Here is an 18,625-nt window from a genome sequence, read left to right on the forward strand (position 1 = left end):
GAGCACATGCCGGACGGCGACCTGTCGGCCCTATGGCAGCATCAGTGGCCGGCGTGCCCTCCGCTCGCCGACGGCCTGAAACACGCCTATCACGACCGATGGGTGCGATTCCACAGCCTGCCCAGGTCCAAGCGTCCCGACACCGACGCCGAGTACGACATCGTGCTCCACCGCTACAACACGGTCCTGAACGAGCTGTTCCACGGACAAGATGTCCGGATCATTACCACCGACTGGTCGGAGGCATTCGAGCCATCGGCGCTGTCCGCGCAACACACGCTCTGGAGCCCGGGTGCCCGGCACTGGATGTCCGTCCGTACGTGATCTTGTCGGCGTTCTTGAGATCCTCGTCCGGCACTCACGACGAACGCTGTCCGGGTACGGATTCAGCAGTATGGATGGATAGAACCGTTGCGATCCTCGCTGGCCGCGGGCAGCCAAGACTGCTTCATGTCCACCTCCAGGGGAGTTCGGACCGCAGTGCGTTGCGGTCCTCGCTGGCTGAAGGGCGGCCAGTGCCCCCGGCAGTCGTTGCATCCCACTTGGTGCTCGGATACATGTTGCGTTCCTCGCTGGCCGCGGACGGCCAGCGCTGCCAAACACCCACTCGTGCACCAACGAGCCGTCGCTGATGTTGCGATCCTCGCTGACCGTGAACGGCCAGCGACGGCCTCGACAACGAAGACGAGGACTTTGACGAATCTACAGCCGACAAACTCGACGACCAACCCGACATCGACTTCCACGCCCGTCCGGACCGAAGCCCAAACCAACCAAAACCGGCCCCTGTAAGCGGCCGGCGCTGCGGTGGCACCACTGGTGGAGTGGAGATACTTCATCGGCTTGCGCATCCTCGCCGACCGTGGATGACCGGCGCTGCAGGTAAGCTTGTTGAGCTTGTCCTGGGTGCTGCACCGAATCCGGCGAAGTCCCGTTGATTCTCTGGCGCGCCCTCAAGCCGCGCTCCGTGTCGCGCGTAGTCGACGAGTATCATCGGTGTGCTGCAACCCATCGAGACCAGTGCTCGTCGGCCAGCTGTGCGGCACGTCGGCGAGCCGCGAGCGGGACCTCTTCCCTGCACCAGTCATCCAGCACCGCAGCCATACCGGTCACGAAATCAACACCGAGATCGGTGAGACGGCCACTGCGTAGTAAGGTCCCCGCAGCCCGGGCTGCAGCCACGCGCCACCGGGCGAATTCCGTGTCCGCGTGCGCACGCGCCTGGGGCGTAAGGTCGGGGTCGTGATGGCGCTGCCTGCGCCAGAACGCAGCGACACCGGTGAACGCGTACGTTCCATGCAGCAATCCAGCCGCGGGGCGCGGATCTTCGCGCCATGGAGCATAGAAACGCTCTCCGGGCAACGGTTCCACGAGCGGGATCAAGTCCATGAGTGCCACGAGCTTGGTGTGGTGCAATTCGTGGGCCAAGGTCAAGGCCAGAGCCAAGGGGTTCGGGGCAGCGGACAGGAACACGCAGCCGAAGGTGTCGTCGAGTGTTGCGCTGGTCATGCCGCTCGGCACTGGTCGCAGGGGGCTCAGCACACTGACCCCCGCCGCGAGTCCTTCCGCCACCTCCGAGTGGTGACTTGTCAGCAGGTCCCAAGTCCGCGTCGCCATGTCTTGCCAACCGGGCAGGTCGACTTGGTCGGAGATCTGCAGGTCGGTAGGGAGCTCCTCCGGCGACCAGATGTCGACTGAGAACGAGGTGGACACGCCGGCCGCACCGACGGTGATCCTGGGGAACGGGTGCCACGCGGGAGCGGTGTCCTGCCAGCGCAAGGGAATCCGCACCCCTTCGGCGACGTCGGTGCCTTCCGGGGTGTGACGCACCCCGACGTCGCCGGATATCTGACGCTGCACGATCCCCATCGACGGCAGGATGAGCCGTCCCGCATCGGAAACGGTGACGACCGCATCAACCCGGCCGAGGACCGCGGCTGCGAGCGCCACGTTCGCGAGCCGTTCCGGCGCCGCCGGACGGCCGCCCTTCAGCCCGGTGGCAGTTCGTGTCGCCCACGCCCCGACGAACGGGTCGTCCAGCACCCGTGCTACCGCTTCCGGTGCCCTCCGATGCGCGTTCCTCAACGCCTCGAATGCCCGCCGCACCCGTTCGTCGCTCGAAGCGGTCCCGATGATGTAACGAATCAGCAGAAGCGTTCGGCTGCGCCGGGCCGCGACCAGGTTCCGGACAACCACGGCTCCGCCGCCGCCTCTGGACAAGGTGACGAGATCGGCTCTGCTCAGCCGGTGAGCCTGCGGGTTCACCTCGTTGCCCGGCGCAGCTCGGCGAGGTCGGCGGAGACCCGATCGCGGATGTGCCCGGCCAGCCGGTAGAGATCGGGGCAGTACACCGAAGGGTTGTCGAAGCCGTCGTCGGCACGGTAGCGGTGGGCCGGCAGACCACCACCACACACGACTCGATGCCGGCAGCTTCGGCATGTCTCGCACAGGTCGGCGAGCTCGTTCCGCCGAGCGGTCACGGCGGGAACTCCCCACGCCGCGTCGAACGAGTCCCGAGCCACGTGCAGGCCCGTCGCGGCCGCGCCTTCGAAGGTCGACGCGAGGATGTCGGACTGCTCGATCATGCCGTCGGTCTCGATCACGATCATCGCGGCGGGACCGAGGCCGACACCTTCGAGCCGGGAGTGCCCGCCGAGCAGCACGGCGAGGATTTCGTCGAAGACACGAACCCCTGTCTCCCGCTCCGGCGCGGAATACCAGCGGTCGAACAATGCGATCAGCCAGTCGGCGTAGGGTGTGGCACCCGGACCGGCCGGCAGGCCCGGCGGTGGATTCGTCCAGTTGCCGTGCGGCAGCAGGAAGTCGACTATCGGTGGCTCGTACTCGAGCAGTGCCTCGTAGGTGGTCACCGGGTCGTTGACCAAATCGACTGTGCACAGCAACCCGGCGAACAAATGCCGGTACTCCCGGGACGTCAAGGCGGCCAAGGCGCGTTGCACATCCCGATGACTGCCACGACCACTGGGACCGACCCGGTGGCGGTCGTGTGCGGCCGCATCGCCGTCCAGGCTCACGCCGACCCGGACGCGCAGCTCTCGGAACAGGTTCAAGAAATCTTCGTCGAGCAGGGTTCCGTTGGTCTGCACCGTCACCTTCAACCGGGCCGGCACCGCCAGCCGCAAATCGGACACCAGCCGGCCGATCGTGCCCGGCCCGGCGAGCAACGGCTCGCCGCCGTGGAGAATCACCTCGGCCTCGTCGAGCCCGTGGACTCGCACGTGTTCGGCGACCCGGCGCACCGTGAACTCGACGACGCGGGGCGTCATGACCTGCGGCCTGGACCGCCACCGCTCGTCGGCCTTGGTGTAGACGTAGCAGTAGTCGCACGCCAGATTGCACCGGCTGTGCACCTTGATGATGAACTGCCGGAAAGGTATCGGTGGGACGTCCGGCATGGTTCTCCTCGGGACCCGCAGGCGGTGACATGCCGATACTGCCTGATCGGGTGCGGTGGCGTCTCGTCGCCGTCGATACCCGAATGGCGCAGTGGCGAGCAGTATCATCGGCCGGGTCCCGGTAGGGTTCGCTGTCACCGACACGGAAGGGGAGCGTGGCGGATGGACGACGACACAGGTCTGGAATCCGACTTGCCGGACGTCACCGGCATCGACCTGGACCAGCTCGAAGCGCTGCCGGACTCCGTTCTCCACACCGCGTTGCGCCGAGTGCTCACCGAGCAGGTGGACATGCCGAATCGGTACTCCGGATTCGAGAGTTCCCTGTAAGAATGGCGGTCCACCAACCGGGAGTGGTGATGAGCAGCGCACCGGACGAACAGACCGAGGTGACCGCGATCCTCACTGGTGTCGTGGGCACCGGAAGCATGACGATGGTGGCCAATCTGGCTGGCGTGCTGGCCGGCGCAGGGCGACGCGTCATGGTGCTCGACTCGAGTTACGACGTCACCCGGGTGGCGGAGTACCTGGAGCCGTTCAGCGCCGGACCGGTGGCAGTGCCGGAGGCCCTGCTCCGAACCGGCGATACGAGAGCCGGCAACGCTGACCGAACGTCACCGGCCGCGGAACGATTCATCCTACCCGCGGCGGGCGGTCACATCGACGTGGTCACGTGGTCGGAGCGCGCAGCAACGCCGGCGGCGGACCCCGTTTCGGCAGGAGACCTGAGAGGCCGGCTGCGTGCCTGTGGCTACGACGACGTGCTCGTCGATGCGCCTACCCGGCCGGCCGGGTCCGAGGTCGACATGATCGCGGCTCTCTGCGACAAAGTGGTTGTCTGTTTCCGACCGCGGTCGGTGGCTGTCAGAGAGGCGGGCGACCTGGCTCGTGAGGTGACCGTCCGGGCGCCGGGGACTGTCTCGATCTTGCCGGTGGCGATGATGTTCGACACCAGGTACCCGGCGCGGGCCGAAGCCGTCCGCGCCGCGATCAAATCTGCCTTCACCCTGCCACCGCAGGGTGACCGGGACGCCTGGATCGAGATCCCGTACCTCTCGACCGACACCCTCGACCCGCTGCTCGCCATCCTGGTCGAGGAGCCGTCCACCGACAGCACCCTCCATGTGGCGTACGGGCGCCTCGCAGCAATCATCACGGGCGGCGTCGTGTCCGAGTCGTTCACCGTCCCCGCCGGGATCCGGGCCCGGTACAGGCGGATGTTCGGGCTCGACCCGGCCGCCGTATCGGAAAAGATACTGGTGGTCTACGCAGCGCCCGACCGGCCGTGGGCCGACTGGGTCAGCGGGGTGCTGGCCCAGGGCGGGGTGCAGGCCGGTCGGATGCCGGTGGGCGCGTTCGACCAAGAGCCGGCCGACCTCGCCGGGGTGGTCGTCGTCGACTCGGCTCGTCTGGAGGAGTCGTCTCACCTCGACGCCGTCGCCGAGTTGGTGAGGCAGCTCCCCTCGATCCGGATCAGTCTCGACGGAGTCGATTCGATTCCGGACGCGCGAACCCCGTCGATCGCGGCGTCCGGCGACGCGCGGATGCTCCGCGCACATCTGTTCCGCCATCTTCAGCTGTTCGACTCCCCCACAGCACCGGCGGAACGGATGCGGCTGCCGGGCGAACAGCCGGACATCTTCGAAGTGCCCGCCCGCAATCAGCACTTCGTGGGACGGGACGAAAGCATCGAACAGCTGCGTGACCGGTTGACCGGCCCCGACGGCGGCGGGGTCGTGACGCTGAGCGGCGCACCGGGCGTCGGCAAGAGCTCGCTGGCTCTCGAATACGCCCACCGGTTCTGCGGCGACTACGACCTGGTCTGGTGGGTACCGGCGTCGGACACCGCCACCCTGGTGGCCAGCCTCGCGCAGCTGGCAGGCAAGCTCGACGTGCGGGGAACCCAGCACTCCGGGGCGGCTACCGCGCTGGAGCGGCTTCAGGTAGATCCTTACCACCAAAGGTTTCTCCTGGTCTACGACAACGTCGACCACCCGGTCGAGCTCGAGCTCCTGCTACCGACCCCCGGGCTTGGTCACGTCATCGTCACCACCGCCTCGGCGCTGTCGCCCGACATCGAGCTCGGCGCGATGCGCCTCGAGGACGGCGTTCGCCTGCTCACCGACAGGGTGCCCGGCTTGTCCCAGGCGGACGCCACGACCGTCGCCCTCGACGTGCGCAATCTTCCGGTCGCGCTGGAGCTCACCGCCGCCTGGCTGATCCAGGCCGTCGCTGTCGAACGCCGCGCGGGAAGCACGGTCGCCGACGCCGCCTCATGGGCCGGCCGGGCGTTTGCCGAACGCCGGAGCGAGGCCGCCCAAGACAAGAGTCCGGGAACGGGCATCGTTCCACAGGTGGTCGGTGTGGTGATCGCCAGCCTCTGCGAGTCGGGGCTCGGCCGGATCGCGGTGCTGCTCGCGCGACTGTGCGCGTTCCTTTCCCCGGACGGCATCGGGTTGGAGCTACTTCGTTCGGCCGGCATGCGCCGCGCGTTGACCGAGCTGTCCGGCACGGACGGCGACGCGCTGCGGCTGGACTCGGGCGAGATCGACCGGGTGTTGTGGCTCGGCGCCCGGTACGGGCTGTTCCGGGTCTCCTGGGGCGTCCGGCATTCGTTGCACCAGCACCGGGTCGTGCAGGCGGCGCTGCGCGCAGGGATGACCGAGGTCCAGCGGGCCGCCCATCTGGCGAGCGTGCACGAAGTACTGGCCGAATTCGCGCCCAGCGAAGTCGATGAAGCCGAGCCCCACTACCTCCGGCGCTTCGCCGAGCTCCAGCAGCACGTCGCGCCGGCAGGAGCACAAGCAGCCACCACCGACACGGTGCGGCGGTGGCTGGTCAACCAAGTGCGCTACCTGTACGTCCACGGTGGGCCGAGGGTGCACAGCACCGCGGTCGAACCGACGCGCAAGTTGCTCGAGGAGTGGACCACCCGCTACGGCACCGGCGACGCGTTGCGGCTGCGGCTGGCCGCTCAGCTGGCCAATCTCCACCGGGCTCTGGGCAATCCGGCGGAAGCGCTGCGGCTCGACGAGGAGGCGCTGGCCGACCAGCGCCGGGCTTGGGAGCCTCGCCATCCGCAGACACTGATCACCGCGCGAGGGCGGGGCGGCGACTTGCGGGGGCTCGGTCAGTTCACCGACGCCTACCTGGAAGACCAGGCGACATGGCAGGGATTCACCGAAGAACTCGGCGAGGACCACCCGCAGACGCTGATGGCTGCCAACAACTACGCCACTTCACTGTTTCTTTCCGGGGATGCGGTGGCGGCGTGCGACGTAGCCGAACAGAACTACGTGCGACGGCTGCGGTTGCTGGGTGCGGACAACCTCATGACGTGTTCGTCACTGGCCAAGCTCGGCACCTACCGGCGGGAACTGGGTGACTACGACGCCGCCCGGGACATGCTGGACAACGCGGCCCAGCGCCTGCACGCGTTGCTGCCCGATCCGCACCCCACCAAGCTGTCCGTCCAATACCAACGGGCTGTCACCCGGCGGTTCACCGGCTCGCCGAGGACCGCCAGGGACGCGACGGAGAGCGTGGTGCGCGAATACCGCGAGCTGCTCGGGCCCGGTCACCCCCGCACGCTTGCCGGTGTGTTGAGCTTGGCGGCGGCGACACGGGCGACGCACCAGTTCGAGGACGCCGTCCATCTCGCCGATGAGGCGCTGCGAGGCTTTCTGCCCCTGGCAGCTGATCGGCACCCTTTCGTCGCGTTGTGCCGCCTGGGCGTCGGTCTCGCCCAGCTGCGCACCGTCGAAGCGGGTTTGGCGGAGCTCACCACCGCCGTCGAGTCGCTGCGCGCGGAACTCGGTGACACGCACCCGTGGACGCTGGCGGCGTCCGTGGACCACGCCGTCGCTCTCGCCGCGACCGGCGACGCCGTCCAAGGCGGGAACTTGCTGGAGGAGACGCACGCAGCCTGCCTGGAATTCCTCGGGGCACGGCACCCCTATACATCCGTTGCCGCCCATAACTTCGATCTGGTTCGCGACGATCCCGCCGGATCCGGCGAATCCACCTGGAAGGAGATCGATGTCGACATCCCGGACACCTGACGGGACCGCCGTGTCGCACACGGTGCGAGCGTCGCACGCCAACCACGCGTTCGAACCGACGATCAGGCTCTGCCGGGAGACCCTGCACGCGAACCCGCTGGACTATCTCGCCCACTACAGCGACGGCCTGTTCGACTTCAGTGTCGACCGGCTCGTTCCCGGCGAAGGTGGCCCCGGGCGTGAAGACCTGCAACGAGTCGGTCAGCAACTCGCCCTGAGACTGACCACCGTGGACCGGAAGCTGCAGGAAGTACGCACCGGCGCATTGATCCGCACCGTCCTGCACACGCCGAGCGGAGCGTTCTTCTGTGACTCGGTGATACCGGGGCAGCAGGTAGTCGGCGTGATACGCGACCGCTCTGCGTCACGGATCGTCCGGAACCCCTCTGATCAGGAGGACGTCTTGGCAGCGGATCAAGCCGTGGCGCTGTTAGTGACCGCTGTCCGCGGACGGATCAGCCTGCCGTCGCTGAACCCTGGTGGGTGGGATGTCCCGCAGTCACCCGAACCCGCTGTCACCGGAGAAGCGATCGCTTCGGTGCAGCAGCTCGGCAGGCTCGATGAACGCGCGGTCGAGCTGTTCAATGAAGCCTTGGCGATCGAGGAGCTCCACATGGTCGCCCACTGCCGGGACGGTGAGGCGACGCTCATCGCCGACCTGTTCGGCGAATCCGTACTCGCTCCCTTCTTCCTCCAAAGCTCGGTCGCCCACCGGCGCCGGTTCTACCGGTCGTTCTGCAGTGAGCTCCAGACGACCGTGAGCACGTTGAACCGCATGGTCAAGACGGTGCTCGGGGATCTGCTGGTGCGAGTGGTGCTCGACGTGGAGCAGGGCGCGATCTACTACTACCGGCTCGGAGCCCGCGACTACCTGGTCGGAGTCACCCTCAACCAGGAGACACAGTCGCGAGCGGACGAACGCATGGCGCGGCTTGCTCTGCAATTCGCCCAGCTCGACGGCTGACCGACGGCAGAATAGTGGGGATCCGACGGCGCGGGAGACGCCCAGAGGCTCCGACGAGCCTCAGTTCGCGATTCCCCGCGTTGCCGGCCGCGGTAGCGGTCGGAGCTGCCGCCGCGGCTATCCTGCACCTGACCGGCCTCGAACGGTCCCGTACCTACAGCCTGCTGGTCACCGCCCTTCTCGGCCTGGGGCTTTACGCCAGCACGCGGAGCATCGCGCTCACGGAATTCCGCAACCGGGTCACGATGATCGCTCTCGCGGTCACCGTCGGCGTCGTCGCGAAGATCGCGATCATTTTCGGCGTCATGTATCTGTGCTTCCGCAAACCCGATCACCTCGTCCTCGCCGTGGCGATGGCGCAAATCGACCCTCTTGCAGTGGCAGCCGTGCGTGCCCGGCAACGGCTTTCGCCGCGAACGAATTCCCTGCTGTCGGCGTGGGCTTCTTTCGACGACCCGGTCACGGCTCTGCTGACCGTCTATGTCACTGCATTCCTGTCCGGTTCCGGCGACGGGAGATCCTCCTTCGGAGCCGGTTTCACGGCCTTCGCACAGAATCTGTTCTGGAACCTCGTCCTTGCCGTGGCCGGGTACCTCGTGTGGCGTGGTCTGTGCGCCGCTCGCCGGGTGGCGTGGCGGCACCGGCGAACGGCCTTGACAGCCGTCCGGGCGGTCGCCGTGCTGGTCACGGTCGTCGTCGGGCTGGCTGCGGTGTACTTTTCGCTTCTGCTGGCTTTGGCCCTGCTCGGGTTGTTCGTCCGGCCCTCGCTGGGAAAGCTCGTCGACGGGACAGTGCGGTGGGCAATGGTCGTGGCGATGTTCGCCGTCGGCCTCGTGCTCGTCGGCGGCGTGGAGCCTCTCACCGGAGTTCTGCTGGGTACGGCCGCCTACTGTGCTCAGGCCCTGACCGCTCTGGTACTGACCATGCCGCGAAGCTGGCGGCACGGCCGAGCCCGGCTGATGCTCGCGCAACAGAACGGAATGACGGCGATCCTCTTGGCGCTGCTGGTGGAACCAGCGTTCCCGGGTGCGATCGGGGTCGTCGTACCGGCCATTGTCACGGCCAACACCCTGCACGTCCTCTGCAACGCGATGTGGGATCGGTTCGACCCGCCGAATCCGGACCTCGAGACAAGCGGAGGGGTCACCCCGTTCCGGCGTTCGCCGACTCGTTCACCGCTACCCGAACCCGATCGCTGAGTTCGGTCAGCTTTCTCAGTACCGCGCCGTTCTCCATTTTCTGCCTCGGCGCGGTCCTGTCCGCCCACCGGCCCGGCTTGGTGTACAGCTCGATCAGCGGCGTCAACTGGAACGCCGGGAGGTGTTCGACCAGTTCGGCGTAGTTGCTGCAAAGCGTGTCGAGCCGCTCCTGCGCCGCCAGCGACAGCGCTCCCGGCCCGGCCGCCGGATAGGTTGCGTACCACTCCGCGATTCCGGCGTGGAAGGCCGCCACCAGCTCACGAAGCAATACAGCGTAACCGATGGCCGAGGTGAAATGCGTCGTCGACCGAATCCGGCGCAGGATCAAGCTGCTCGCTTCGCCGACGGTGTCGGCGAACGCCGCCTGCATTGTTTCGCCGAACCGGCTGAGCTCCTCCAACAATCCGCTCGCTTCGACGAAGAGCCGGTCGACCTCAGCGGGCACACCGGCAGTCTCTCGTACCCGCGGATCGGAGCCGCTCGGCGAAGCAACCGTTCCGGAGAACCCGGCCAGTTCCCGGCGCAGCACTTGGGTGAGCTGTTCGTCGGACCGCCGTTCCACCCCGGCGAAGTGGTCGAAAAACAGCTCGAGGAGGCCGAAGATGCTGGACTGCTGCTGGTTGATCTGGTCCAGCCGGTGGCCCACGTCGGTCCACGGGCTGTCCCGGACCACCGGCGGCAGCCTGAGCCTGGCCGCGTTCAGCAAGGTGGTGAGCCGGTGCGAGAAGCCGCGCACGGCGTGGACGATCGGCTCGGAACCGAGGATCTCCTTGAGCCTGGATGTGTACGAGACGTCCAGCAGCCCCTCGACGGCCAGGATCACAGCCGCACCCGGAGCCGCTTGCCGGATGGCGAACACCCGCCGGATGACCGCGGCGACATCCTCGCTCGCGAGTATTGCTTCGCTGAGCAGCAGAGCGCACCCGTCGGTGCGGTCGTCGAAGGTGACCCAGAAGTCGGCACGCGAGTCCGCGTCCGTGCCGAGGAGGTGACTGCGCCGGTAGGCCCAGCCGTTCAGGTCCAGCACCTGCTGTACCTCGCCGAGTACATCCGCCGCCCCGAGAGTGATCATCTGGTGGCGAGCGGCCTCCCGCACGACGTCTTCCGTGATCGGCTGCCGGGTGCCCGCCAGCCGGTACGCCTCATTGCCCAGTCGCTGCGTTGCGCGCGGATTGCCTTCGGAAAGCCGTGCGAGGTAGCCGGCCGACTCCGTGGTGAACGGCGCGAGCTCGCTCCTGCCGGTTCGGACTCCCTGCAAGGCGGTCAGGAACGAGCGGACCTCGTCGTCGGTGAATCCGCGCAGCTGCACTGTCCGGGAAACCCGATGCCACAGCTGTGGCCCGAGGAGTTCAGGAAGATCGGGGTCACCGGTCAAGACCAGGCACCCGCCGGCGTCGGCAACCGCCTCGAACAGGGTGCGCAGAGCCAGCAAGGTCTCCGGCTGCGGCTGGTCCGCGCCAACCAGCAGATCGTCGAACACCAACAGGAACCGCGCACGCCGGCCATGGTAAAGCCGTGTGGTGGCGGCCAGTACGTCCAACGCCGTCACCTCACTGGTGATCGGCGTGGTTATGCCCCGCTCCCGCAGTACTTCACTCGGTTCCCCACCGGCCAGCCATTCCTTTACGCTCCCGGGGAAGCCGCGCCGTTGCCCGGCCTTCGTACGATCGTCCGATCCTGTGCGCAGCAGGAGAACCAAGGCGGTGGAGAGGTCCTTGAGACCGGTCGCGGCGTTCAGCCGCCTGCCGGTCTCCCGCAACAGCGCGCTCTCCATCAGGCCGAGCCGCTTGACGACCGCCTGGGGGAGGAGTACGCCGTCGCGCAGTTGACGCACGATGTCGTGGTCGAATCCCCGCTCGGCCAACATGTCCGCGACGGCGTCCGCGTACCAACTGTCGGCCTGTGCCCGGACGGCGCTGAACACCAGTTCGTCGCCCATCAGCCGCCGGTAGAGGTCGGCGAAATCGGAGGTCATCGCATCGATGTACTTCGACAACGCCGGGGCGTAACGCAGAGTCCGTGAATGTTGGAGCAACCTCGTGGCTAGGTGCGTGCGTCCGCTGCCCCGCTCCCCCAAGATGGCGATCACCTGGCCGGACTGCGCGCCTGGCGATTCCCCCTCCAGGGTCGCGGACAGCGCGGACATCGCCTCGCGCGTGGCAGCCGTGTCCACGAACAGTTCGGTCCTGTCCGGCTCACGGCTCATGGTCGATCCCTTGACCGCGCGAGACCCGCCGGAAGCGGAATTTGACGACATCCTCGAAGGAGACTTCGGCCGGCCAGTCGTTGCTACCGAGCAGTTCCTCGTACACGCCGTGGAAGACGCGTTGCAACTCGCTCACGGACGTCGACAGGCCGGTCAGCGACTCCATCGTGTCCTCGGTCATCTTCGGGTATTCACCCTTCTCGGCGTGGCGCTTGAGCCGATCCGAGGCGAACCGCCGCACGTCGCCTTCTTCCAGCTCGCCCACCGAAAGGGTGATCGGGGAACCCCAGCGTTCCATGCTCTCCACTATGTGACGGACGTCGTTCGCTTGCATGAACGGCGACTCGATGAAAAAGAGGATTCGGCCGCGCGCCAGAGACGCGTACCGGATCACTTCGTCCGCCAGTTCACAGGTGGGAAGCAGAATGACGAGCACCGTCGGCCTCGGCGTGGCCTCCGGCAGGTGCGGGTAGACACGACGAGGTACTTCTCGGTGGGGCTCCAGCGCGGTGACTGCGTCCGCTCGCATCAACTGCCGACGAGTCAGTTCGACGAACAGCTGGTCGCAAACCGCGCTCATCCGGTTGTCGATCGAATCCTCCGGCAGGCCGTTCAGCGCTGCCGTCAGGTCGAGCACCTCACACCCGGTTCCTCGTTCGGTCATCTGCTGGACCACCCAGTCGGCGCAGCGGTTGACCAGTGCCGACTTCCCGCATCCGGTCTCCCCGGTCACCAGCACCAACCGGCCATCCCGCAACAGGGTGACCATGTCCGCCATTTCGGCGACGAACTCCTCGAACGCCGTCTCGGTGCGGTCCACGGCAACGTAAAATTGCCGGTGCTGTGGTTCCTCCCACGGACACAGCGGGCGCATCCGCGGCCAATCGGACAGGTGGAACGGATTGACTCTCGACCGTGCCGGGGTCATGCCGACCGCCCGCTGAGCGAGTGCATTCCCGGGTGGGGCCACAGAGGCTGTTCCAGTGCGCGGGCGATGCGCAAGACGTCATCGTGTACGGCTTTCAAATCAGCCGTCAGGTCACGGCCGTCCGCGGACGGCTGCGAGATGGCCTGGCCCACCGCCCCTCCGACCAGCTCGTGTTCCACGGCTTCAACCGTCACCCATCGCCGGTGTGCCGTTCTGACCACCCCCAACCGGCTGAGCAGTGCGCTCCTGCGCCCGGTGGCTTCAACGCGAAGGTGGGTCTTGTCCCAGCCATCGAGGTACGCCTCGACGGCTTGCCGGAAGTCGTCGGAGGCCGATCGCAGGTGCGCGGCGCGCTCGCGTCCACGGGTGACGCTCGCGAGCGCCAAGGCCGCGGCGAAGGCCAAGAGCGCGCTCGTGACTCCCGTGAGAAATGGCAAGGCGCTCGCCAGAGCGCTCGGACCGGAGGCCCGCTTCGCAGCCGACAACGCTTCGCACGTACGGCGGAAATCCTCAGGCCGCACGCCCCGCCAGGCCTGAACGTCAAGAATTTCGCCACCCACCACAAGCCCGTTGCCAGAGCGCTGGGCGAGACCCAGAGCTACCGCGGCGTCGATCAACGCATCCCGAGAGTCGGTGGCCAGGCAGTAAACGAGCTGAGAGTCGTCGTCGGTGTCGGCGACGGCAAGTGTCGCATCGAACGCGCATGCGATCACTGCGCAGGCTGCGATCATCGTCACCGTAGCCAGTCTGGCCGTGAACCCCAGGTACATGCACGCTCCTGCCGCGACGCGGTGTTCGCCGACGATATCGTATCTTGCCGATCGGCCGGACTTCGCGAAGCGATTTTCCCAAGTCGATCATGAATTGAGAAGTGACAGGAGCTTGACACCTCGTTCCGGTACTGTCGAACGCCCTGGTCTCTGAAGGATGATCTCCTGTCCATGATCGCCAATTCGCCGCATCCACGGGTGAAACAATCACGCCGCAGCCTCACTCGGTTGACCGTTTCCCACGGGCGGAGCTGCCGGTGGATTGCCAGGCTTTCTCGAAGTCCGGCTCATTCGCGACCGACGGCGGCCGCCGTTTTTTCTTTGCGGACCAGGAACTGAGGTGATCTCACCAAGATCGGGCCAGCTTGGACTGGATGATGTTGGATCCATGTCGTGGCGGGGGATCCCGATGTGAAGAGAGGCGTGGAGTCCCTGGTAGAAGAACACTCGCCAAAGTGATCTTCGCCCGAATGACTCCACGTGATCGCCTATCGCGCCATGCTCGACGTGCCGCGCGCACTCGCCCAGTACCTCAGCCGGCTGCTGAACGCCGAGCTTCGCGCGCGGGGCACCCGACGCCGCAGCCTCGCGTTGACCTGCTTCGGGCAGGTGGTGCTCGGGTTGCGCTGCGGCAGCGCGTTCTGGTACTGGAACGCCCACGGACCGGCCCCCGGTCTGCCCTCCGAAGGAATGTGGGCAGACCACGGGCCGGCGGAGCCTACGACCTTCGCGACTTCGCGCAGGACCCCCTGGAGGACAACCTCAAGACCGCCCAACTGGGCTACTTCTCCGCGCTGGTCACCGGTGACCGTCACACCGCCGACGGCGTCCACCAGTGGTTGAATCGCAACCTCGCCGACCAGCCCGTAGGTGATCGAGGCTGTCATGGTCTGGCTGCTGTCCGGTGTGCTTTACACGAGCGTGCCGTACCCCTGGACACTGCCGTTGTGGGTGTACAGCACGTTGCCGCTGCAGTTTATGAAGGCTTCGTCTTCTGGGCTGATCAGGCGGGGACGGCCACCCGCCGACTGAGGGTCCAGGCTGGCCATACCTGTCTCGTTGAATCGGTGGATCACGCCGCGGATCGCGTCTTCGGCGCCCCGGACCAGCCGGGCGATGGCCGGCACGGTGTTCCCGCCGGCCGACGCGAGCACCACCATCGCCCCGCGCAGCCGTACTGCTGCGCCTGTTCCTCTTCGCACGATCTGCTGCAGCCGCTGACCCTCATGATCGTCGCCATGGACTGCGGACGAGGATCACAACGTCCAGCCACGGGCGGCCAGCGTTGTCCGGCGCAGTTCTTCGTCGTCAGCGGTGACCCCGAGGTTGCAATCCTCGCCAGCCATGGAAGGCCAGCGCCGCAGCGCCACTGGTCGGCATCGCGTTCTGCAGTGCATTACGGTCCTCGCTGGCCGTGGATGGCCAGCGCTGCACTGACCGCTGAAGGTCGTCCTGCCGGAATCCCTTATTGCGATCCTCGCTCGCCGCGGACGGCGAGCGCTGCCCTGCACGACCAGGCAGTTCCCGCCAATAGAGGAAACCGCCAAGCTGTCATCCCAACTGCTGAGACGACACGCCGACTCTCACTTCGGAGCCTGTCGGCGAGTCGCTCGACGCTACACGTTCCGAACCGGCCACGCCGGCATGTGAAGACACTTGTATCCATGTCTGGCGGGCACGGTGGTGCCGGGCAAGCGTCGGCCGGCGAGGCCGGACCCGTTCGAGCCGTTGGTCGGCTACTGCCGCGCTCGGCTGGCCGACGACCCGCATCTGTGGGCCGCGACCCTGCTGGACGACGTCGCCGAGCTCGGCTACCAACGCGGCTACTCGACGGTCGGGACAGGCGAGACGCCCCGGAGGGCCGCGGCCCGCGAGCTCGTGGAAGAAGCCCGAGTGTCCGGTGAACTGCTGCCAGTTCCAGCCGCCGTCACGGTGCGCTCCTACAACGCTGACTGGTCGCCGACACTGGGCCTGTCGCGCGCCGCCGTCGTCGACCGCGACGCGCCGCTCCGTGGAGAACAAGGCCAGCCGCCGAGGTGGTTCGACCTGGACGAGACGTGGAACGGCGCGTTTCCCGAGGACCGCGGCCGTATCCGCGCATACGTGTGTCGTTTTGGCGGCCGAGTAATCGATCGCCGCTCGCCAATCCAGCCACTGGCGCACAACCGGTCCTCCACGCACCGGATCCATCCATTCCCATGGAAGCGCGATTCGTGAGGCACTGTGCGGCGGCGTCACCGAATTCGCGGCGGACGCGGCGGAACGAGGAGAGAGCCAGGGCCCCTGGGTGCCATGCCACGAAAGAACCTACTCGGAGACCTTCCGCCTCGTGCCCGGCGTGGCATGCGTGTCGGCTCACGTTTGGCTTGTAAAGTACGGACCTTCTCGTACGCCAGGTGCCTTCTACGGAGCTGACTGTGTCTCGTCTCATCGTTCACATCCGAGCGGGAAGTCCCGCAGAGTTGCACTCTCGGACTGGTGCGGAGACGAACCATGTCGATCAGTGACTCGGACATATCGGGCGCGCTTTCCGCCTACCTCGAGCGCTACCCGGACGAGGCCGCGCAGCTGTCTCAGCCGATGCAGCTGCTGCGCACGGGAGACAATTTCGCCTCGCGGCGGACCTTCCCGATGCATGTGACTGTCGGCGCCCTGCTGGTCCGCAATGACGCCGAGATCCTGCTTGTCGAGCACCGCGCGTACGGGATCACGTTGCAGCCTGGCGGCCACCTCGAGCCGACCGACGCCACGCTGATCGACGCGGCAGTGCGCGAGCTGGCGGAGGAGACCGGTCTTGACCCCGGCAAGGTCGTCCCAGCGTCGCAGACCCCCATCTACATCGAGTACGGCAAGGTCCCGGCACGACCGGTGAAGGACGAGCCGGCGCACTACCACCTCGACATCGGCTACTCCTTCACGACCGCGCAGGCGGACATCGGGGACATCCAGGAGTCCGAGGTGACGGGTGCCGCCTGGTACCCACTCGCCGTGGCCGAGCGCCTTGTCGGGCCCCGCATCGCGCGGGCGATCAGCACACCAGCCCAGATCGGCTGACCGGACCTTTCAGACGCTCCTCGTCGGCAGCGGACCATCGTTCGGACCGGCCGAGGCTGCGCGGCGGTTGGTCGCATCTTTCGAGACGCACGCGGACCGTCTACGGCCGCACTCTCAGGCGACGGTGGTCAAGGTTGCCGGGTGCCACTCAGTCGAAGGACGGTTTCCGGTCCCGGCTCCGCTTGAGCTCGAAGAAGCCGTCCGTCCCGGCGACCATGACCAGGCCGTCCCAGAGCCGACCGGCAGCTTCCCCGCGCGGGGCCGGCGTGACCACGGGGCCGAACAGGGCCGTGCCGCCGATGCGGAGAACGGGAGTCCCGACATCGAGGCCGACCTCGTCGAACGCTTCGTCGTGGGAGTCCTTGATGAGCTGATCGAACTCCGTGCTCGTAGCGGCCGACGCCAGGGAATCGGGCAAACCCGCCTCCGCGAGCGCTTCGGTGATGACGGTCGGATCGTCGCGGCGTCGGTGGTTGTGCAGCCGGGTGCCGATGACGGTGTACAGCGGCCGGAGGACGACGCTGCCACCGTGCTCAGCAGCTGCCGCGCAGACCCGCACTGGCCCCCATGCGTTCGTCATCAGCTCGCGGTATTCGTCGCTGAGGCCCTTGCCCTCGCGCTGGACGAGGTTGAGGTAGGCCAGCGACATGATCCGCCAGTCTGCGGACACTGGCCGAACCTGCTCGACCTCCAGGAGCCAGCGCGAGGTGATCCACGCCCAGGGGCACAGCGGATCGAACCAGAACGGGACCTCGTCGCGGCCTGACTGGTCCGTGATCATGAGAATAAGCACCATCCAATCTCAGTTCGAGTTTGCATATGCCCTTTCCTCTTGGCGGTCCTAGATGTCGAATAATCCACTTTGGACGGGGATGTTGCATTTAGCCGCGCGCACGGCGATTTTCACCAGGGCCGCAAGATCGCTGATCTGAGATGTCTCGGCGGTAGCGTTGATGAGCCGGAAGAACACCTCCGCGGTGACATCGACGTCGGCGGCGGCCCGGTGGCGATCTGCCGGCAGCGGGACGGAGAAATGTGCCAGCAGGGTGTCGAGCTTGTAGTTCGGCAGACCTGGAACGAGGTGTTTGGCGAGCGGGATGGTGTCGAGAAAGTCGACACAGGCCAGCGCTGGGCAGTGCTCGCGCTGATTGTGGATGACGTTGGCTTCGGTGGCGGCGTGCTGTGCCACCAGCAGGTACCGGGTGTCCGCGGTGAATCGCCGATCAAGTGCGCCCAGCGCGTCGGCCGGGCTGGGCGCCTGCTTCACCTGTGCGGGGGTCAGGCCGGTCTGTGCCGTATCGGCTGAGGTCACCGGGGCGAACGCGGGCGGGCGGATGAGGGAAGCATACCTGCCGACCGTCGCCCACGTGCCTTCCTCGTAGCGCAGCGCGAGAGCAGCGACCGCACCACGCAGCCGACGATGCCCGGCACAACCGGCAACATCGCGTTCACCACGATCTCGGTCGCAGTGACGCCCGCCCTGTCCGAAATCGCTGCGCGCGCCAAAAGGGCGTGCAGAACCTCGTCATGTCGGTCGTACTCCCGGGTGGCCAAGACGTCGGCCAAGTCCGCGTGACACGCGATCTCCGCCAACGCCGCCCCCTCGACTGCCCAGTTCTGCAGCGCTTGGTCGAACCGGGCTACAACGCGGGGCTGCCGGAGCTCATTCTGCAGCATCGTCAACGGGCTGTTCACAGTGGATCGGCTGGTCATAGCGCCGGCTCCTTCAATCGGCTTGGCAAGATCCGAGTAAGCGTCTGAACCAGCGCTCGCCCCATTCCTGGCCCACGCCCTTGCCCCGCTGGGGAGCAAGCCATCGTTCACACGGACGGGTCAAGTCGAAGAACTTCGAGCACGATGTCGACGAACGAGCCGGATGAGAGCCAAGGACCAGTTCCTCAGATCGCGACCTCGCCACCGACGAGTTCGACGACTACCACGGCAACGGCAGCGGAGAAGCAGGCAGCGGGACACCAGGTGGCTCCGACGACCCGTTCTTCGTTTCGAAAGAGGCGGCCGCCGTTTCA

At 66.9% G+C, this 18,625-nt stretch carries 17 protein-coding genes; 7 read left to right on the forward strand and 10 right to left on the reverse strand.

Translation table 11 applies throughout. The features are described from left to right. Positions 1–6: 6 nt before the first annotated feature. Positions 7–324 (forward strand): hypothetical protein, encoded by a 318-nt coding sequence (locus tag AB0M82_RS00805; RefSeq protein ID WP_364716176.1) that lies wholly within the window; start codon positions 7–9, stop codon positions 322–324. A gap of 666 nt (positions 325–990) precedes the next feature. Here the strand turns inward: AB0M82_RS00805 and AB0M82_RS00810 are convergent. After that, complete coding sequence (locus tag AB0M82_RS00810) at positions 991–2,265, reverse strand: HEXXH motif-containing putative peptide modification protein (protein WP_364716179.1); 1,275 nt, start codon at positions 2,263–2,265, stop codon at positions 991–993. Continuing rightward, a complete protein-coding gene (locus tag AB0M82_RS00815; RefSeq protein WP_364716181.1) occupies positions 2,262–3,416 on the reverse strand; it encodes an FxsB family cyclophane-forming radical SAM/SPASM peptide maturase in 1,155 nt (384 codons plus the stop codon). Before AB0M82_RS00815 ends, AB0M82_RS00810 begins: the two co-directional genes overlap by 4 nt. Positions 3,417–3,578: 162 nt before the next feature. Here AB0M82_RS00815 and fxsA point away from each other — a divergent pair, with 162 nt between their 5' ends. The 4 genes from fxsA (at position 3,579) to AB0M82_RS00835 (ending at position 9,640) form a co-directional block, all read left to right on the forward strand. After that, the gene (gene fxsA, locus AB0M82_RS00820) at positions 3,579–3,746 is read left to right on the forward strand and encodes an FxSxx-COOH cyclophane-containing RiPP peptide (RefSeq protein ID WP_364716183.1); all 168 of its coding nucleotides are present in this window, start codon (positions 3,579–3,581) and stop codon (positions 3,744–3,746) included. Between the two features lie 59 nt (positions 3,747–3,805). Further along, positions 3,806–7,477 carry an FxSxx-COOH system tetratricopeptide repeat protein gene (gene fxsT, locus AB0M82_RS00825; protein WP_364716186.1) on the forward strand — a complete coding sequence of 1,224 codons (3,672 nt, stop codon included), beginning with the start codon at positions 3,806–3,808 and terminating at the stop codon, positions 7,475–7,477. Continuing rightward, on the forward strand, positions 7,455–8,441 hold the full coding sequence (locus AB0M82_RS00830; protein WP_364716188.1) for a hypothetical protein: 987 nt from the start codon (positions 7,455–7,457) through the stop codon (positions 8,439–8,441). Before fxsT ends, AB0M82_RS00830 begins: the two co-directional genes overlap by 23 nt. An 80-nt stretch (positions 8,442–8,521) precedes the next feature. Then, positions 8,522–9,640, forward strand: coding sequence for a hypothetical protein (locus AB0M82_RS00835; RefSeq protein WP_364716190.1), 1,119 nt, complete (start codon positions 8,522–8,524; stop codon positions 9,638–9,640). On the opposite strand, the gene AB0M82_RS00840 is transcribed toward AB0M82_RS00835, so the two are convergent. The 5 genes from AB0M82_RS00840 to AB0M82_RS00860 all read right to left on the reverse strand — a co-directional run bounded on the left by AB0M82_RS00840 (position 9,585) and on the right by AB0M82_RS00860 (position 14,746). Next, on the reverse strand, positions 9,585–11,846 hold the full coding sequence (locus AB0M82_RS00840) for a hypothetical protein (protein ID WP_364716192.1): 2,262 nt from the start codon (positions 11,844–11,846) through the stop codon (positions 9,585–9,587). The two genes, AB0M82_RS00835 and AB0M82_RS00840, sit on opposite strands and share 56 nt — an antisense overlap. Further along, positions 11,836–12,666 (reverse strand): hypothetical protein, encoded by an 831-nt coding sequence (locus AB0M82_RS00845; protein WP_364716195.1) that lies wholly within the window; start codon positions 12,664–12,666, stop codon positions 11,836–11,838. The genes AB0M82_RS00840 and AB0M82_RS00845 overlap by 11 nt, the downstream gene beginning before the upstream one ends. A 104-nt stretch (positions 12,667–12,770) precedes the next feature. Beyond that, complete coding sequence (locus AB0M82_RS00850) at positions 12,771–13,511, reverse strand: hypothetical protein (protein WP_364716196.1); 741 nt, start codon at positions 13,509–13,511, stop codon at positions 12,771–12,773. 521 nt (positions 13,512–14,032) lie between these two features. Beyond that, complete coding sequence (locus AB0M82_RS00855) at positions 14,033–14,431, reverse strand: hypothetical protein (RefSeq protein WP_364716198.1); 399 nt, start codon at positions 14,429–14,431, stop codon at positions 14,033–14,035. Positions 14,432–14,455: 24 nt separating this feature from the next. Next, a complete protein-coding gene (locus AB0M82_RS00860; protein ID WP_364716200.1) occupies positions 14,456–14,746 on the reverse strand; it encodes a helix-turn-helix domain-containing protein in 291 nt (96 codons plus the stop codon). A 481-nt stretch (positions 14,747–15,227) separates the two neighbouring features. On the opposite strand from AB0M82_RS00860, the gene AB0M82_RS00865 reads away from it, so the two are divergent. Both AB0M82_RS00865 and AB0M82_RS00870 read left to right on the forward strand, forming a co-directional pair. Beyond that, the gene (locus tag AB0M82_RS00865) at positions 15,228–15,761 is read left to right on the forward strand and encodes an NUDIX domain-containing protein (RefSeq protein WP_364716203.1); all 534 of its coding nucleotides are present in this window, start codon (positions 15,228–15,230) and stop codon (positions 15,759–15,761) included. 276 nt (positions 15,762–16,037) lie between these two features. Continuing rightward, positions 16,038–16,598, forward strand: coding sequence for an NUDIX domain-containing protein (locus AB0M82_RS00870; RefSeq protein ID WP_364716205.1), 561 nt, complete (start codon positions 16,038–16,040; stop codon positions 16,596–16,598). A 148-nt stretch (positions 16,599–16,746) separates the two neighbouring features. Here AB0M82_RS00870 and AB0M82_RS00875 read toward each other — a convergent pair whose 3' ends face one another. From AB0M82_RS00875 to AB0M82_RS00885, 3 genes are read right to left on the reverse strand one after another with little or no spacing between them, the layout of a single operon-like run. Beyond that, the gene (locus tag AB0M82_RS00875) at positions 16,747–17,379 is read right to left on the reverse strand and encodes a DsbA family protein (protein WP_364716208.1); all 633 of its coding nucleotides are present in this window, start codon (positions 17,377–17,379) and stop codon (positions 16,747–16,749) included. Between the two features lie 60 nt (positions 17,380–17,439). Then, the gene (locus tag AB0M82_RS00880; protein ID WP_364716702.1) at positions 17,440–18,012 is read right to left on the reverse strand and encodes a 3'-5' exonuclease; all 573 of its coding nucleotides are present in this window, start codon (positions 18,010–18,012) and stop codon (positions 17,440–17,442) included. Next, positions 17,907–18,311: a hypothetical protein gene (locus tag AB0M82_RS00885; RefSeq protein WP_364716210.1), complete on the reverse strand. Its 405-nt coding sequence runs from the start codon at positions 18,309–18,311 to the stop codon at positions 17,907–17,909. The genes AB0M82_RS00880 and AB0M82_RS00885 overlap by 106 nt, the downstream gene beginning before the upstream one ends. Positions 18,312–18,625 lie beyond the last annotated feature (314 nt).

The sequence above is a fragment of the Amycolatopsis sp. NPDC051128 genome (genome assembly GCF_040682715.1).
Lineage (GTDB): Bacteria > Actinomycetota > Actinomycetes > Mycobacteriales > Pseudonocardiaceae > Amycolatopsis.

Excerpts from the sequence above, each read along its gene's own strand:
- AB0M82_RS00830 (WP_364716188.1), top strand. The coding sequence starts at position 7,455 with ATGTCGACATCCCGGACACCTGACGGGACCGCCGTGTCGCACACGGTG.
- AB0M82_RS00870 (WP_364716205.1), top strand. The coding sequence starts at position 16,038 with ATGTCGATCAGTGACTCGGACATATCGGGCGCGCTTTCCGCCTACCTC.
- AB0M82_RS00815 (WP_364716181.1), bottom strand. The coding sequence starts at position 3,416 with ATGCCGGACGTCCCACCGATACCTTTCCGGCAGTTCATCATCAAGGTG.
- AB0M82_RS00805 (WP_364716176.1), top strand. The coding sequence starts at position 7 with ATGCCGGACGGCGACCTGTCGGCCCTATGGCAGCATCAGTGGCCGGCG.
- AB0M82_RS00840 (WP_364716192.1), bottom strand. The coding sequence starts at position 11,846 with ATGAGCCGTGAGCCGGACAGGACCGAACTGTTCGTGGACACGGCTGCC.
- fxsA (WP_364716183.1), top strand. The coding sequence starts at position 3,579 with ATGGACGACGACACAGGTCTGGAATCCGACTTGCCGGACGTCACCGGC.
- AB0M82_RS00875 (WP_364716208.1), bottom strand. The coding sequence starts at position 17,379 with ATGATCACGGACCAGTCAGGCCGCGACGAGGTCCCGTTCTGGTTCGAT.
- AB0M82_RS00855 (WP_364716198.1), bottom strand. The coding sequence starts at position 14,431 with ATGACAGCCTCGATCACCTACGGGCTGGTCGGCGAGGTTGCGATTCAA.
- AB0M82_RS00885 (WP_364716210.1), bottom strand. The coding sequence starts at position 18,311 with ATGACCAGCCGATCCACTGTGAACAGCCCGTTGACGATGCTGCAGAAT.